This window comes from Streptomyces sp. NPDC101227, from assembly GCF_044767545.1.
Taxonomy (GTDB): domain Bacteria; phylum Actinomycetota; class Actinomycetes; order Streptomycetales; family Streptomycetaceae; genus Streptomyces.
The window spans coordinates 220798-235309 of sequence record NZ_JBIWOD010000002.1; the positions used below are offsets into that span (position 1 = coordinate 220798).

General features: G+C 73.7%; 15 protein-coding genes. 10 read left to right on the forward strand and 5 right to left on the reverse strand.

Translation table 11 applies throughout. The features are described from left to right. Positions 1-107 precede the first annotated feature (107 nt). From ACIRPT_RS04805 to ACIRPT_RS04820, 4 genes are all read left to right on the forward strand, one after another. Positions 108-569 (forward strand): cyclic nucleotide-binding domain-containing protein, encoded by a 462-nt coding sequence (locus ACIRPT_RS04805; RefSeq protein WP_403822241.1) that lies wholly within the window; start codon positions 108-110, stop codon positions 567-569. A gap of 143 nt (positions 570-712) precedes the next feature. Next, positions 713-1783, forward strand: a complete 1071-nt coding sequence (locus ACIRPT_RS04810; protein ID WP_403822244.1) for an ABC transporter substrate-binding protein — start codon at positions 713-715, stop codon at positions 1781-1783. A gap of 59 nt (positions 1784-1842) precedes the next feature. Next, positions 1843-2835, forward strand: a complete 993-nt coding sequence (locus ACIRPT_RS04815; RefSeq protein WP_403823354.1) for a FecCD family ABC transporter permease — start codon at positions 1843-1845, stop codon at positions 2833-2835. Further along, positions 2832-3641, forward strand: coding sequence for an ABC transporter ATP-binding protein (locus tag ACIRPT_RS04820; RefSeq protein ID WP_403822247.1), 810 nt, complete (start codon positions 2832-2834; stop codon positions 3639-3641). The genes ACIRPT_RS04815 and ACIRPT_RS04820 overlap by 4 nt, the downstream gene beginning before the upstream one ends. 26 nt (positions 3642-3667) lie before the next feature. Here the strand turns inward: ACIRPT_RS04820 and ACIRPT_RS04825 are convergent, their stop codons facing one another. Together ACIRPT_RS04825 and ACIRPT_RS04830 are read right to left on the reverse strand one after the other, a co-directional pair. After that, the gene (locus ACIRPT_RS04825; protein ID WP_403822250.1) at positions 3668-4621 is read right to left on the reverse strand and encodes an L-tyrosine/L-tryptophan isonitrile synthase family protein; all 954 of its coding nucleotides are present in this window, start codon (positions 4619-4621) and stop codon (positions 3668-3670) included. Continuing rightward, positions 4615-5898, reverse strand: a complete 1284-nt coding sequence (locus ACIRPT_RS04830) for a cytochrome P450 (RefSeq protein WP_403822253.1) — start codon at positions 5896-5898, stop codon at positions 4615-4617. Before ACIRPT_RS04830 ends, ACIRPT_RS04825 begins: the two co-directional genes overlap by 7 nt. A gap of 218 nt (positions 5899-6116) precedes the next feature. Between ACIRPT_RS04830 and ACIRPT_RS04835 the strand changes: the two genes are divergently transcribed. Genes ACIRPT_RS04835 through ACIRPT_RS04845 form a run of 3 tightly spaced genes read left to right on the forward strand, consistent with a single transcriptional unit; the run spans position 6117 to position 9270 of the window. Continuing rightward, positions 6117-6440 carry a hypothetical protein gene (locus tag ACIRPT_RS04835; protein WP_403822256.1) on the forward strand — a complete coding sequence of 108 codons (324 nt, stop codon included), beginning with the start codon at positions 6117-6119 and terminating at the stop codon, positions 6438-6440. Continuing rightward, entirely contained in the window at positions 6437-8800 is a 2364-nt protein-coding gene (locus tag ACIRPT_RS04840) for a heavy metal translocating P-type ATPase (RefSeq protein ID WP_403822258.1), read from the forward strand. The genes ACIRPT_RS04835 and ACIRPT_RS04840 overlap by 4 nt, the downstream gene beginning before the upstream one ends. Continuing rightward, a complete protein-coding gene (locus tag ACIRPT_RS04845; protein ID WP_403822261.1) occupies positions 8797-9270 on the forward strand; it encodes a copper chaperone PCu(A)C in 474 nt (157 codons plus the stop codon). Before ACIRPT_RS04840 ends, ACIRPT_RS04845 begins: the two co-directional genes overlap by 4 nt. A gap of 79 nt (positions 9271-9349) precedes the next feature. Here the strand turns inward: ACIRPT_RS04845 and ACIRPT_RS04850 are convergent, their stop codons facing one another. After that, positions 9350-9952, reverse strand: a complete 603-nt coding sequence (locus ACIRPT_RS04850) for a sigma-70 family RNA polymerase sigma factor (RefSeq protein WP_403822264.1) — start codon at positions 9950-9952, stop codon at positions 9350-9352. Positions 9953-10001: 49 nt separating this feature from the next. Between ACIRPT_RS04850 and ACIRPT_RS04855 the strand changes: the two genes are divergently transcribed. Next, positions 10002-10244, forward strand: a complete 243-nt coding sequence (locus ACIRPT_RS04855; protein WP_403822267.1) for a zf-HC2 domain-containing protein — start codon at positions 10002-10004, stop codon at positions 10242-10244. Between the two features lie 155 nt (positions 10245-10399). On the opposite strand, the gene ACIRPT_RS04860 is transcribed toward ACIRPT_RS04855, so the two are convergent. Further along, positions 10400-11146: a PE-PGRS family protein gene (locus ACIRPT_RS04860; protein WP_403822270.1), complete on the reverse strand. Its 747-nt coding sequence runs from the start codon at positions 11144-11146 to the stop codon at positions 10400-10402. A gap of 68 nt (positions 11147-11214) precedes the next feature. Beyond that, positions 11215-12378, reverse strand: coding sequence for an extracellular solute-binding protein (locus ACIRPT_RS04865; protein ID WP_403823357.1), 1164 nt, complete (start codon positions 12376-12378; stop codon positions 11215-11217). A 305-nt stretch (positions 12379-12683) separates the two neighbouring features. Here ACIRPT_RS04865 and ACIRPT_RS04870 point away from each other — a divergent pair, with 305 nt between their 5' ends. Together ACIRPT_RS04870 and ACIRPT_RS04875 are read left to right on the forward strand one after the other, a co-directional pair. Beyond that, positions 12684-13430 (forward strand): Clp protease N-terminal domain-containing protein, encoded by a 747-nt coding sequence (locus ACIRPT_RS04870; protein WP_403822272.1) that lies wholly within the window; start codon positions 12684-12686, stop codon positions 13428-13430. A 164-nt stretch (positions 13431-13594) separates the two neighbouring features. Beyond that, on the forward strand, positions 13595-14458 hold the full coding sequence (locus ACIRPT_RS04875; protein WP_403822275.1) for an LLM class flavin-dependent oxidoreductase: 864 nt from the start codon (positions 13595-13597) through the stop codon (positions 14456-14458). Positions 14459-14512: the final 54 nt, after the last annotated feature.

Here is a 14512-nt window from a genome sequence, read left to right on the forward strand (position 1 = left end):
TGACCTGACCCGGCCGCACCTGACCCGGACGGCCGGTCCAGGCATCCCCGCATCCCACATCCCCGTGAAACACCGCATATCGTGCAGGACAGCGGACGGAGGATGAGATGGCCACAGCGAGGGACCTGTTCGATGCGATGCCGGCCGACCAGCGCCGGCGGCTGACCGAGATCGCCCGCGAGGTGTCGCTGCCCCGCGCCACCCGCCTCTTCGAGGAGGGCCGCCGGGCCGACCGGTTCTGGATCATCCGCAGCGGACGGGTCGCGCTCGACCAGCGCGTTCCCGGCCGGCAGGCGGCGATCGTGGAGACCCTCGGCCGCGACGAACTGCTCGGCTGGTCCTGGCTCTTCCCGCCGTACCTCTGGCACCTGGGCGCGGCGACCGTCGGCCCGGTGGAGGCGGTGGAGTTCGACGCCGCGACCGTCCGCGCCCTGTGCGAGTCCGACCCGGTCCTCGGCCGGGCGATGTACCGCTACGTCGCCGAAACGCTCTCCGACCGGCTGCACGGCACCCGCACCCGGCTGCTCGACCTCTACGGCCCCCAGGGCAGCGGCCTCGAAGAACCCTGAGCTCCCGCCGGAACGGCCGGCCCGGTCGACGAGCCCGCCGCCGACCCGCGGGAACCGTAACCGCCACCCCGCCGACTACCTGTGCCGGGCCGCATCCGCGGCCGTCGGTGAGTGAGTCGTAGTGAGTCGTAGGGGAGAAGTCCATGCGTCCTTGGCGGATGTGCGGGATGGCGGTGGTCGTCGCGCTGGCCGCGACCGCGTGCGGAGGCGGCAGCGGTGGTACGGGGACGGACAAGGGCGCCGCGGGGCGCGCGGCCGACGGGTTTCCGGTGAAGGTGGCCGACTGCCGGGGCGCCCGCACCACGTTCGACTCCGCGCCCCGCAAGATCGTGACGAGCAATGCCGCAAGCCTGGAGATGCTGCTGCGGCTGGGCGTGGGCGACCGGGTCATCGGCACCGGATTCCCGCCCGGCAAGGGCGCCCTGCCCGGCAAGCTCGGCGCGCAGGCGGACCGGGTCCCGGTGCTGGGGAAGTCCGTCATCGCCAAGGAGAAGCTGCTCGGGTCGGGCGCCGATCTCTATGTCGACACCTTCTCCTCGATGGGGAACATGGGCGGCGCGGGCAGCGCGCCGACCCCGGAGGAGTTCACCGCGGCGGGAATCAAGCACGTCTATCTCGCGTCCACCGCGTGCGCGTCGATGGCCAAGGGGCCGCAGCGGGATCTGTCCGGCGTGGAGGGGGACATCGTCCGGCTGGGCGCGGTGACGGGGACGTCGCAGCGGGCGCGGGAGATCGTGGCCGGGATGCGGGCGAAGGTCGCCGCGGTGCACAAGGCCCTCGGCGAGGTACCGGAGCGCAAACGCCCCGGCTATTTCTTCTTCGACTTCGACGCGGGGACCAGGCAGCCGATGGCGGTGTGCGGCAAACAGGTCGCCAACGCCGTGATCAGCCAGGCCGGGGCCCGCAATGTCTTCGCCGGGTGTGACGGCGACTTCAAGCCCGTCTCGTGGGAGGACGTGGTCGCCAAGGACCCGGACTGGATCCAGCTCGGGGTACGCAACCGGGGCGATGCGGCGGCCACGGCGAAGGCGTACGACCAGGCCGAGGCGTTCCTGAAGAGCTTCCCTGCCACCAAGGGGCTGCGCGCGGTCAAGGACGGGAAGTTCCTGCGGATCGGGTCGGAGCACACGACGATCGCCGGGGTCGGCAACGCGGAGACGGTGGAGCGGATCGCGCGCACGATCCACCCGGACCGGTTCCCGGCGGCCCGGTAGTGGCGGCGGTCACCGACGGTGCACGGCGCACGGTGCGCCCCGTGCCGCTCGCCGCGGGGATGGGCATCGCGCTGGCGGTGGCGCTGACCGCCGCCGTGGCGTTCGGCTCCACGGACATCGCCCCCGGCGAGGTGTGGTCCGTGGTGTTCCGCCGGCTGGGCGGCGCGGCCCTGCGGCCCGGCACCAGCGACCTGATCGTCTGGCAACTCCGGCTGCCCAGGGCCCTGTTGGCGGCGCTGGTCGGCGCCGGTCTGGGCCTGGTGGGCGCGGCGACCCAGGCGCTGGTCCGCAATCCGCTGGCGGACCCGTATCTGCTGGGCATCTCCAACGGCGCCTCGCTCGGCGCGGTCGCCGCCATCGTGCTGGGCGCGGGCACCGGCGGTCTGCTGGGCCTGGGGCTGTCCGGGGCCGCCTTCGCGGGCGCGCTCGGCTCGTTCGCGCTGGTGTGGTGCATGGCCCGGCGCGGTGGGGGGTTCTCGCCGCTGCGGTTGGTGTTGGCGGGCGTGGGGATCGGGCAGTTCCTGTCCGGGTTCACCAGCTATCTGGTGCTCCAGGCCGGGGACGAACAGCAGACCCGCAGCGTGCTGTTCTGGCTGATGGGAAGCCTGAGCGGGGCGACATGGAGCGTGCTGTGGCTGCCGGCGCTCGCCGTCGCCGCCGGACTGTTCGTCCTCCAGGCCCGCGCCCGTGCCATGAACGCCCTGCTCATGGGCGATGAGACCGCGGCCGGCGTGGGAGTGGACGTCACCCGGCTGCGGCGCGAGCTGTTCGTGGTGACCAGCCTGCTGACCGGTGTGCTGGTCTCCGTCTCCGGGGCCATCGCCTTCGTGGGCCTGATGGTCCCCCATCTCTGCCGACTGGTCGTCGGCGGCGATCACCGCCGCCTGCTGCCGCTCTGCGCGCTCACCGGGGCGCTGCTGCTGGTGGTCGTCGACGTGGTGTGCCGCACGGCGATGGACACCCAGGAGCTGCCGGTGGGCGTGGTGACGGCGATGATCGGGGCGCCCGCCCTGCTGTTCATCCTGGACCGGCGGATGGAGGCGGGCCGATGAAGGTCGAGATCGAGGATCTGCACGTCGGCTACGCGGGCCGGGACGTGGTCGCGGGGGTGCGCCTCGTGGCGGCCGAGGGCGAGATCGCCGGGCTGGTCGGCCCCAACGGCAGCGGAAAGTCCACCGTGCTGCGCACCGTCTACCGCCATCTGCGGCCCACCGCCGGGCGGGTGCTCCTGGCCGGAGCCGATGTCCGCGCGCTGCGCCCGGGGCAGGCCGCCCGGCAGGTCGCCGCGCTCCCGCAGGAACGCGGCAGCGACTTCGAGCTGACCGTGCGCGAGGTCGTGGTGATGGGGCGGACGCCGTACAAGCGGGCCTTCGCCGGGGACGACGACGGCGACCGGGAGATCGTGGCCCGGTCGCTGGCCGCCGTCGGCATGACCGGGCACGCGGCGCGCCGGTTCTCCGCGCTGTCGGGCGGCGAGCGCCAACGCGTCCTGCTGGCACGGGCCTTCGCCCAGGAACCGCAGGTGCTGGTGCTGGACGAGCCGACCAACCACCTCGACGTACGGCACCAGGTGGAGCTGCTCGGCCTGCTGCGCGCGCAGCGCCGCACCACGCTGATCTCGCTGCACGACCTGAACGCCGCGGCGTCCCTGTGCGACCGGCTGCATGTGCTGCACCAGGGGCGGGTGGTGGCGTCCGGTACGCCGCGCGCGGTGCTCACCCCCCAGCTGCTGGCCGACGTCTTCGGGGTGCGCGCCGCGGTGACCGAACACCCGCTCACCGGGGATCCGTTGATCGCCTTCGACCACCGTCAGGCGGCGCACCCCCAGGACGAGGGCGACCACCGGGCCCTCCTCTGAGAGCCCCGGCAGCCCGGGCGGACGCGCTACGGCGCCTCGAAATGGCTCGGCCGCCCCTGGCGCAGCACCAGGCGGCCGAGCCGCTCGGCATCCGCCCGGCGCATCAACTCCCGTCTGCCGTCGTGATGTTGGAGCACGCAGGCATGCCACGGCGTCATCCACACATCCGGCGCATCGAGCAGCCGTATGCCGAACTTGGCCGAGCCGCGCGGCTGCGGATGAATGGACAGCCGGACCGCCCCCGGATGGTGCCCGGCGATCAGCTCGCCCCAGGCGCGGCTGCGCTGGATCACGCCGTAGGCGCGGGTCCGGCACGCGCGCTGGAGCGCCGACCGGGTACCGGTGAAGGACACGGTGTCCTCGAAGAGGAAGCGGGTGATGCCCTGGTACAGCCGTAGCGTCTCTTCGTCGCCGCCGCGCGTCAGTGACCGCAGCGACTCCAGGGACGGCGCATACCGTGCGTGGACCCGGGCGCGCTTGTCGTCGTAGGGCAGATCGCCGTAGACCTCGCGCAGGTCGAAGAGGCGGAGACGGGTGAGGCCGGCGTCCGCGATCAGCGCGCGCAGGGCGTCGCCGTATGCGTCGATATGCGGGTCGGGGACCTGGATGAGGTCGCTGAAGAGATGGCCGTCGGAGCAGATGACGACCCGCGCCCCGGGCGGGTGGACGGCGGCGATCCGGCCGCACAGGCCGTCGAGGAAGCGCAGGGCGAGCCGTTCGCCCTCGTCGGGGAGGTGGCCCAGGACCTTGGCCGGATTGGGGGATTTGCAGGGGAAGCCGGGCAGGGTGAACCGAATCGGTTCGCCGGCCGCGATGGCCGGGACGAGCTGGCGGAGCTGGGGGCGGAACGCGTCGGGGGCGGCGTCGTGCGGGCCGTCCGGCGTGCGGCGGTGGGGGAGGAGCAGGGCCAGTACCGCTTCGGCGGTCGCCTGATGGCCGGCGGCCGTGCCGGGGTGCGGGGGTGCCGGATGGGTCAGCATGTGGTGTCCGCGTCCCGTCCGACGGGGCAGCGGGCGGCCGCCGGTCCCTCCGGGCCGGGCCCGTACGCCACCGGCAGCCGGTCGACACCACGGGCAAGTACCGCGGCGGTCCACGACAGTTCGGCGTCCGGTCCGGCAAGCCGCAGGCCCGGCAGCCGACGCAGCAGCGTGCCCAGGGCGACCTGGAGTTCGATGCGGGCCAGCGCCGCGCCGGGGCAGAAGTGGAGGCCGTGGCCGAAGGCGAGATGCGGGTTGGGGGAGCGGTCGAGGTCGAGGGTGTCGGCGTCGGCGAACCGGCGCGGGTCCCGGTTGGCGGCACACAGTGAGACGATCACGGAGTCGCCCGCCGGGATCCGCCGCCCGTGCAGATCGGCGTCCTCGGCGAAGAAGCGCCAGGTCGTCAGCTCGAAGGCGCTGTCATGGCGCAGCAGTTCCTCGACGGCCCGCGGCAGCAGCTCGGGACGGCCGGCCAGCGCCGCCAGCTGCTCGGGATGCCGCAGCAGGGCGACCAGGGCGGTGGTGATCTGGTTGGTGACCGGCTCCTGTCCGGCGACCAGCAGCTGGAAGATCATGGAATCGAGCTCCTCCTTCCGGAGCCGTCCGGCGTCCCGGGCCGCCACCAGACGCGAGAGCAGATCCTCGCCACGCTCGCGCCGCTTGTGGTCCACCAGGTCGGCGATGTACTGCTGGAGCCCGCGCAGCCGTGCCTCGTACGCGGGGCGGCCCGGGTCCTCGGGGCCGACGGGCGCCACGACCTTCCCCCAGTCGCGGTCGAAGCGGTCCGCGAACTCCGGTGACAGGCCGATGACTTCGGCCAGCACCTGGAAGGGGAAGCGGGCGGCGAAGGCGTCGACGAGGTCGGCGCGGCCGGTGCCCGGGAGCGCGTCGAGCAGGGCGTCGGCCATCTCCTGGAAGCGCGGGCGGAGTTCCTCGACGCGCTGCGGGGCGAAGGCATCGGTGATCAGGCGGCGCATCTCGGTGTGCTTCGGCGGGTCCTGGTGCAGCAGATGCACCTGGAGCTGGGAGTGCTGGGGCTCCGGCATGATCGAGGCGCGGGCCCGCCAGGCGGCGTTCCCCCGCGAATGATGCTTGCCCAGCCGGGGATCGGTCAGCGCCTGGTGGGCGGCGTCGTAGCCGGTGACGAGCCAGGCGCACACTCCGCTGGGGAAGCGGACCCGGTGGACCGGCCCGCGGGCACGCAGCTCGGCGTACAGCGGGTAGGGGTCGCGCTTGTAGTCCGTCCCGTACAGCTCTACGGGTTCCGGCGCTGCGGACATGGTGGTGATCTCCTCGGTCTTCTCCACGGCGTGCCGGGGCGGCACGGCTTGTGAGAAGTCGGACGACGGGGGAGGGGAGTTCCCTCGGCGGGGAATTCGGCGGCGCGGGGGACGGCGACCGTCGGTCCGGGGACGGAGATCGGCAATCGGCGGAACCCGGGCGCCGGTTGCGCCGACTACCTCTGCGCAACCTCCCCAACGCCACCACTGGAGCGGCGATGTCCCACCCCTCGGCCGCGTCGGCCCCCTCGGCCCCTTTGGCCAATTCGGCCTCTTCGGGCCCTTCGGCCTCTTCGGTCGCGCCGGACGACCGCAAGCGGCCCCTTCTCCTCCCGGCGGTCCGACGGCTGCTGCCCGCCCGGCCGGTCATCGGCTTCGTCGCCCTGCTGGCGGTGCTCTTCGCGCTGTCCTACGGGGCCGGCGCCGCCGCCGGACCGGTCGCGCCGGGGCTGCACCCCGCGGGCGACGCCCGTACCCCGGAGCCCGGACCCGCCCGCGACGGCGACATGGGCGGCATGCACGGGATGGGCGGCATGCGATGACGGCCACGGCCCCGCGCGACGCCACCGCCCTCCCGTCCCCGCCCCGCACCACCACCCTCACGGTCGGCGGGATGACCTGCGCCGCCTGTGTGGGCCGGGTGGAGAAGAAACTCGGGCGGCTCGACGGCGTATCGGCCTCGGTGAACCTGGCCACCGGCCGGGCCCGGATCAGCCACCCCGCGGCGCTGCCGGTCGACGAGCTCATCGCCACCGTGGAGGCCGCCGGATTCACGGCCCGGCTCCCCGAGCCCGCCGCCGAGCCGCACGACGCGCGCCCCGCCCCTCAGGAGGCCACCGACACCGGCCACGCGGAACTCCGGCGCCTGCTGCTGACCGCCCTGCTCTCCGTCCCCGTCCTGGCCCTCTCCATGGTCCCCGCCTGGCAGTTCCGGCACTGGCAGTGGCTGTGCTTCGCGCTCGCCGCTCCGGTGGCCGTCTGGGGCGCGGCCCCCTTCCACACCCGTGCGCTGCGCGGCCTGCGGCACGGCGCCGCGACCATGGACACCCTGGTATCGCTGGGCGTCGCCGCCTCCTTCGGCTGGTCCGCGTACGCGCTGTTCCTCGGCGGCGCCGGTGCGCCCGGCATGACCATGCCCTTCACCCTGCTGCCCACGGCCGGCGACGGCACCGCGCACCTCTATCTGGAAGCCGCCGTCGGCGTACCGCTGTTCGTGCTGGCCGGACGCCTGATGGAGGCCAGAGCCCGGCGCGGTACCGGCTCCGCGCTGCGCTCGCTGGCCGAACTCGCCGCCAAGGACGTCGTCGTACGCCGCGACGGCACCACGGGCGCCGAGAGCGCGGGAGACGCCGAGTGGGGCAGGCGCATCCCGCTGGACCAGCTGCGCGTGGGTGACCTCTTCCTCGTACGGCCGGGGGAGCGGGTCGCCACCGACGGCACCGTCACCGAGGGCAGTTCAGCGCTGGACCTCTCGCTGATCAGCGGCGAGAGCCGGCCGGTCGAGGCCGGACCGGGCTCGGCGGTGGTCGGGGGCGCGGTCAACTCCGGCGGACTGCTGGTGGTCCGGGCCGACGCGGTCGGTGCGGACACCCAACTCGCCCGGATCACCCGGCTGGTGGAGGACGCCCAGACCGGCAAGACCGCGGCGCAACGGCTCGCCGACGCGGTGGCGGCCGTCTTCGTCCCCGCCGTACTGACCGTCTCGGTCACCGTCCTGGGCTTCTGGCTCGGCGCCGGAGCCGACCCCCAGGCCGCGATCACCGCCGCCGTCGCGGTCCTGGTCGTCGCCTGCCCCTGCGCCCTGGGGCTCGCCACTCCGACCGCGCTGCTGGCCGCCACCGGGCGCGGCGCCCAGCTCGGGATCCTCGTCAGCGGGCCGCGGGCGCTGGAGCGGCTGCGCCGCATCGACACCATCGTCCTGGACAAGACCGGCACCCTCACCACCGGCAGGATGAGCGTGACGGACCTGACGCCGCGCGCCGACGGCCTCGACCCGGCCGAGGCGCTCCGGCTGGCCGCCGCCGTCGAGCGGGGCTCCGAGCACCCCCTGGCCCGCGCCGTCACCGCCCACGCCGCCCGAAAGGAGCAACTCGGGGCTCCTGTAAGCGACTTCACGGCCACGCCCGGATGCGGAGTGAGCGGCACGGTGGACGGCCGCCGGGTGACCGTCGTCCGGCCGCCCGCCGACTCCACCGGCCTGCCGGATCCCCTCCCGGAAGCCGTACGCGTCGCCGAAACCGCCGGTCACACCGCGGTCCTGGTCACCGTCGACGACACCCCCGAGGCCGTCCTCGCGGTCGGCGACGCGCTCCGCCCCGACGCCTACCGGGCCATCGACCATCTGCGGCGCCTGGGCCTGCGGCCCGTGCTGGCCACCGGGGACCGCGCGGCCACCGCCCGTGCCGTGGCCGGACATCTGGCCGTCACCGAGATCCACGCGGGGGTCACCCCGGAGGACAAGGCCGCCCTCGTCACCACCCTCAAGGAACAGGGCGGCCGGGTCGCCGTCGTGGGCGACGGCGTCAACGACGCCGCGGCCCTTGCGCTCGCCGACCTGGGCATCGCCATGGGCAGCGGCACCGACGCCGCGATCGGCGCCGCGGACGTCACCCTGGTCCGCGAGGACCTCCAGGCCATCGCCGACGCGGTACGGCTGGCCCGCCGCACCCTTGGCACCATCCGCGCCAACCTCATCTGGGCCTTCGGCTACAACCTCCTCACCGTGCCGCTCGCCGCCGTCGGCCTGCTCACCCCGATGCTCGCGGCCGCCGCGATGTCCGCCAGCTCGCTGCTGGTGGTCGGCAACAGCCTGCGCCTGCGGGCCTGGCGGCCGGCGCAGGCGGCCGAGCGGCCCCGGCGGACCCGACACCCCCGTACGCACGCCCCTTGGGAGACCTCATGAAGCCACTGCGCGCGGCGGCCGCCGTACCCCTGCTCGTATGCCTGGCGACGCTGGGCGCCCTCACCGCCTGGACCGCCACCGGCAATGCCGGGACGCCGGCGCGTCTGACCGTCGCCGAGGGGCGCGTGCTGATCCCCTACGGGACGGAGTCCACCGCGGCGTTCTTCACCCTCCGCAACACCGGCACCGCGGACGCCACGCTCACCGGCGTCACCGGCCCGCCCGGCCACCGCGCCATGCTCAGCCGCACCGCCGACATCGGACGCAACGCACGGCGGATGGAAATGGTCCGCGCCGCCACCGTCCCGGCGGGCGGCACGCTGCGGATGACGGCGACCGGCCTGGACATCATGGTCACCCCGCCGCCCCGGCTCGCCCCGGGAGACCGGCTCACCTTCACCCTCCACTTCCGCGACGGCCCGCCGCTCACGGTCCGGGCGCGGGCGACGGCGACCCTCGGCGGAGGGTGAACACGCCGGCCCCCGCACCGGACCGATGCCGGTGCGGGGGCCGGCCCGTACCTACCGCGTCAGCGAACCTGACATATCGTCAGGCAACGGCGCCGGCGAGATCGCGCGACGCGGGTCCCGGGGCGGGCCGCCAGGCCCCCTCCGCCTCCGCCAGCCGCGCGATCAGCGTCTCCCGCGCCCGCGCCACCCGCGATCTGACCGTCCCCACGGGGCAGCCCATCACCCCGGCGGCCGCCGCGTACGGCAGGCCCAGCAGCTGCGTCAGCACGAACGCCTCCCGTCGCTCCGGGCCCAGGGCCGACAGCAGCTCCGCCAGGGCGACGCCCTCGTCGAATCCCGGCACCCCGCGCGGCTGCATCCGCTCCGCCGCCGACTGCCAGTCGTCGGTCGCCGCCAGCCGGGGCCGTACCGCCTGCGAACGGATCCGGTCCGCCACCACGCGCCGGGCGATGGTCAGCAGCCAGGTCCGCGCCGACGACCGGCCCTCGAACCCCGGCAGGCTGCGCAGCGCCCGTACATAGGTGTCCTGCACCAGGTCATCGGCGGCCTGGGGATCGCCGCTGAGATGCGTCACATAGCGCCGGACATGGAGCTGGGTGGCCCGCACGAACTGCTCGACGGCCCGTTCGTCACCGCCGCGGGCGGCCAGCGCCCACCCGGTCACCGCCTCGTCATCGCGCATTCCGTGACCGCCCCTCGTCGCGCGCCGCCGCGTCGGGGAGGATGGGCCCATGCACTGCGCGCGCATCCGTACGGCACTCTCCGCCCGCCTCGACGGCGAGGAACTGCCGCCCGGCCTCACCGGCCGCCGGCTCGAGGAGCATCTTTCGGGCTGCGCGGACTGCCGCGAGTGGCAGGCGCGGGCACGGGCGCTGGCCGCCGGCATCGGCCGCGCCGCGGCGCCCGGCGAGGGCGACACGGCGTCCGTCGACGCGCTGCTGGCACGCTTGCGGCCGGGGTCCGCCCCCGGCTGAGGGGACGCGGGAGCGCCCGGTCCGGACAGGAATCATCATCTGGAGTCCTTGGAGTCCTTGGCGTGATCCGGTCGCCGCGCGCGGCGACCGGTGAAGTGGAGCCCGGGACCGCCGTCGGCGGATGGCCCGTGCGGCCCGGGAATTCGACCGTGCTGTCAGCGGACAGCCGGCTCACGCGGCGGACCCCGCAAGGACATGACATGGGCCAGCAGCAGCTTCTGCACCGCACGCCGCGGCTCCTGCCGGGCGGCCCGCACGGCGGCCGGCGCATCGGGCGGTACGACGCGAAGGACGAGCACCAGCGGCGCGAACACCCGCGCCGATACGGTCCGGACGAGCCGGAACGCCGCGCGCTCGCCGCCCCACAGCCACCACGCGCTCAACAGGGCGATGAGCAGGTGGACGGCGAGCATGCCGGCCGCGCCGCCGCCCATGGCGTGCGCGCCGGTCATGCCGGGCACCCCCGGCGGGGCGCCCATCCCCGCCATGCCGTCCTGCATCCCGTGCATCCCGGGCATTCCGTGCGGCATCTGCTGCTGCATCCGCCGCGCGGCATCGATGTCCGCGAGGGACATCCCCTGAGCGCCACACAGCCAGGTGCTCGCCCATTGGCGCGCCAGGGAGGCCCGTTCACCGCCGGTGCCGGCGACCGCCTGTCCCAGGGAGAACGCGCTGTGCAGGGCGGCCTGTGTGCCCACCGTCAGCAACCCCACGAGCAGCGGCCCGCGTTCGCGTCCGGCCAGGCACCAGGCGCCGGCCGCGGTTGCCGCGCCGGCCGCGAGCAGCATCCAGCCGGGCACCGCGGCATCCGACATCGCGGTATGCCCCAGGGCGGCGAGCAGCACACAGACCGCCGCGAACACCGCGGCGCGTAGCCCCCTGAGAACGTGCCCCGCATCCATGACGGCCCTATCGTCGCATTCCGCCCTCACCGGACCGACGGGAGGGGCCGGTGGCGGCGGATGGGGCGTCAGCTGCGGCGGGCGGCCCGGTCCTCGGCCATGTGCGCCGTCAGCTGGAGCGATTCGAGGGTGGAGAGCGGATTGCCGCGCGCCATGACCGCATCGCCGATCCGGTCCCGTACCGCGTCGCGGACCTTGGGCCACGAACTCCGGTTGACCGGATGGAACTGGGCCTTCGGCATCTGGTCGATGAACTTCCGCAGGGGCCGCTGGGCCGGCTGCCCACGCAGCGCCTCCGCACCGGAAACCGTCACCGGCAGGGTCCCCTGGCCCGCCGCGAAGCGGACGGCTGACCTTTCGCCGAACAGGTAGCTGAGGAAGGCGCCGCACTCCTTGCGGTGTCCGTTGCGCCGGAACGCCATCAGCCAGTCGCTCAGCCCGACCGGCGCCGCGGCGCCGTTGTGCCGCGTCGGGAAGTCCGCGTCTCCGTACGGAATCCGGGCCTGCTCGGCCGCCTTGACCAGCACCGGGTGGGCCAGCATCATGCCGACCTCGCCCTTGAGGAAGGCGGCGTAGGCGGGCGTCCGGCTGAACTGCGCCGGATCGGCGCCGGCCAGCCCCGGCGCCACCAGCTCGGTCTTCAGCCAGGTCAGCGCCTCGACGTTCTCCTTCTTCGTGAAGTCGTAGCCGGCCGGGCCCGCGTAGCCGCCGTCGGCCGCCAGCATCCACGCCAGCGCCTCGTCCTCGGCCGCTTCCGGGCCGAGCTGGAGTCCGTACGGAGTTTTGACCCCGGCCGTCTTGAGCGCCAGGGCGGCGGCGCGCAGCTCGGCCCAGGACGACGGCGGGCCGCTGATGCCTGCGCGAGCGAAGAGGCTCTTGTTGTAGAAGAGGCGCGGTGTGCTGGCGAGGAACGGAATCCCGTACTGGATGTAGCCGATCTCCCCGGCCTGTGCGAAGGAGGCGATGAAGTCGGCCTGGAGGGGGAGGTCGAAGAGGTCGTCGACCTTGTAGAGCTGCTGGGCCTCGGCGTAGTCGGCGAAGACGTACGACTGCGCGATGTCGGGAGCCCGTCCGCTCGCGACGCGGCGGGCGAGCGTCTTGTCGATCTGACCGATGGGGACGAGTTCCAGGTCGATCTTGATCTTCGGGTGCTGCTTCTCGAAGGCGGCGATGGTCTCGTGCCACCGGTCGACGAGGGAGGAGCCCACGCTCTTGCCGTAACTCGCCGCCATCAGCGTCAAGGTCACGTCCTTGGCGGCGTCGCCCGAGCCGCAGCCTGTGAGGCCCCACGCCGCCGCACCCGCCATACCCGCCGTACGAGAAAGAAAGTGCCGTCGACGCACTGCTGTTGCCACCTCTGCTGTGCTGCCCGTGCCCATGGGGTGCGGGGTCAACCGTATGGATGAAGGTCCAACGGTACGCGGTCGATGGCAGACCGTGCCAAGCAGGCATGTCTTGCCACTCCTCGCCGGATATGCACCCCGTAATCGTCAACTAAGGGTTGACGGTCAGTCGATCGTCAACCTATGGTTGACGCATGGAGAATTCACCTCGCACCACGCATACGGTTCGCCTCGACGACCTGATCGAGGCCATCAAAAAGGGACACTCCGACGCGCTGGGGCAACTTTCCGATGCGGTCCTCGCCGCGGAGCACCTCGGTGATGTGGCCGACCACCTGATCGGCCACTTCGTGGACCAGGCCCGGCGCTCGGGCGCCTCCTGGACGGACATCGGCACGAGCATGGGGGTCACCAAGCAGGCGGCGCAGAAGCGCTTCGTGGCGAAGGGCTCCGGCGAGCTCTCGGACCTCGACCCCCAGCAGGGCTTCAGCCGGTACACGCAGCGGGCCCGCAAGGTCGTCGTCGCCTCGCAGGAAGCCGCCCGCGCGGCGTCCCACAACGAGATCCGCGCCGAGCACCTGGCACTGGGACTCCTGACCGAGCCGGAGGGACTCGGCGCGCGGGCGATCGTCGCACAGGGCGTGTCCGTGGAAGCCGCACGGGAGGCCCTCACCGCGGCCCTGCCGCCCGCGGTCGACGAGCTGCCGGCACTCATCCCGTTCGACGCGCAGGCGAAGAAGGCGCTGGAGCTCACCTACCGGGAGGCCCTGCGCCTGGGCCACAACTACATCGGCACCGAGCACATCCTGCTCGCCCTGCTGGAACGCGAGGCCGGTACGGGTGTCCTCGCCGGACTCGGCATCGACAAGAAGGTGGCCGAGGCCACCGTCGCCGCCGCCCTGGCCGCGATCGTCGAGGCCCAGGAGGGGGACGGGGCCTGACCGGGGTTCCTTCACGGACGCGGGCGGCGCCGCTACGAGCGGCGCCGCCCGTTCGCGGGCCGGCACTCGGCCCGGGGTTTCCGGATAACACCCAGTGGCGAGCGGGCAGTTGGCGATGTTCTCGGGGGATTGCTCCGCCCGCCGCGTCGGCTCACTATGGAACGATGCGCTGTTCGATCAACATCCCGAACTTCGGCGACTTCGCCGACCCCAGGACGGTCGCGACGGTGGCCCTCGCGGCGGAACGGGCGGGCTGGGACGCGCTCTTCGTCTGGGACCACGTGGTGCACCACAAGCGTCTTCGCCGGATGTTCGGGGACCCCTGGATGCTGCTGACCGCCGCGGCACTGGCCACCTCCAGGATCAAGCTGGGCACGCTCGTCACGCCGGTCGCCCGGCGGCGCCCGCAGCAGCTTGCCCGGCAGGTGGCCACGCTGGACGTCCTCAGCGGCGGCAGGGTGATCTTCGGCGCGGGCCTGGGCGGGCCGATCGACGACGAGTACGGCAGCTTCGGCGAGCCGACCGACCCCGTCGTACTCGCCGAGCGACTGGACGAGGGGCTGGGCCTCCTCGGTCGCTACTGGTCCGGAGAGCCGGTGACCCACCGCGGCCGGCACTTCCGGGCCGACGAGGTGACCCTGTTGCCCGCCACGGTGCAGCGCCCGCGCCCGCCGGTCTGGGTGGCGGGCTTCTGGCCGCACCGCCGTCCCATGCGCCGCGCGGCCCAATGGGACGGCGCGGTTCCGTTGTTCACCGCCGCCACGCACGGCCACCTGCCACCCGTCGATCAGGTCCGCGACCTGGTCACGTACGTCCACCGGCACCGCGACCCCGATCAGCGCGGACCCTTCGACATCGTGATCGGCGGCGCGACCCCGGGGGCGCCCGCCAAGGCCCGCGATCTGATCGGGCCCCTGGCCGATGCCGGTGCCACGTGGTGGGACGAACGGCAGCCCATCGAGAGCGAGCAACTCGACCGGCTCCCACCGGTGTTGCGGCGCATCGAGCAGGGGCCGCCCGTTCCCTGATCCCGGGCCTCGCGTCCCCCGTGCCGCGATGGCCCCGCTCCGCAGGGGCGGGCC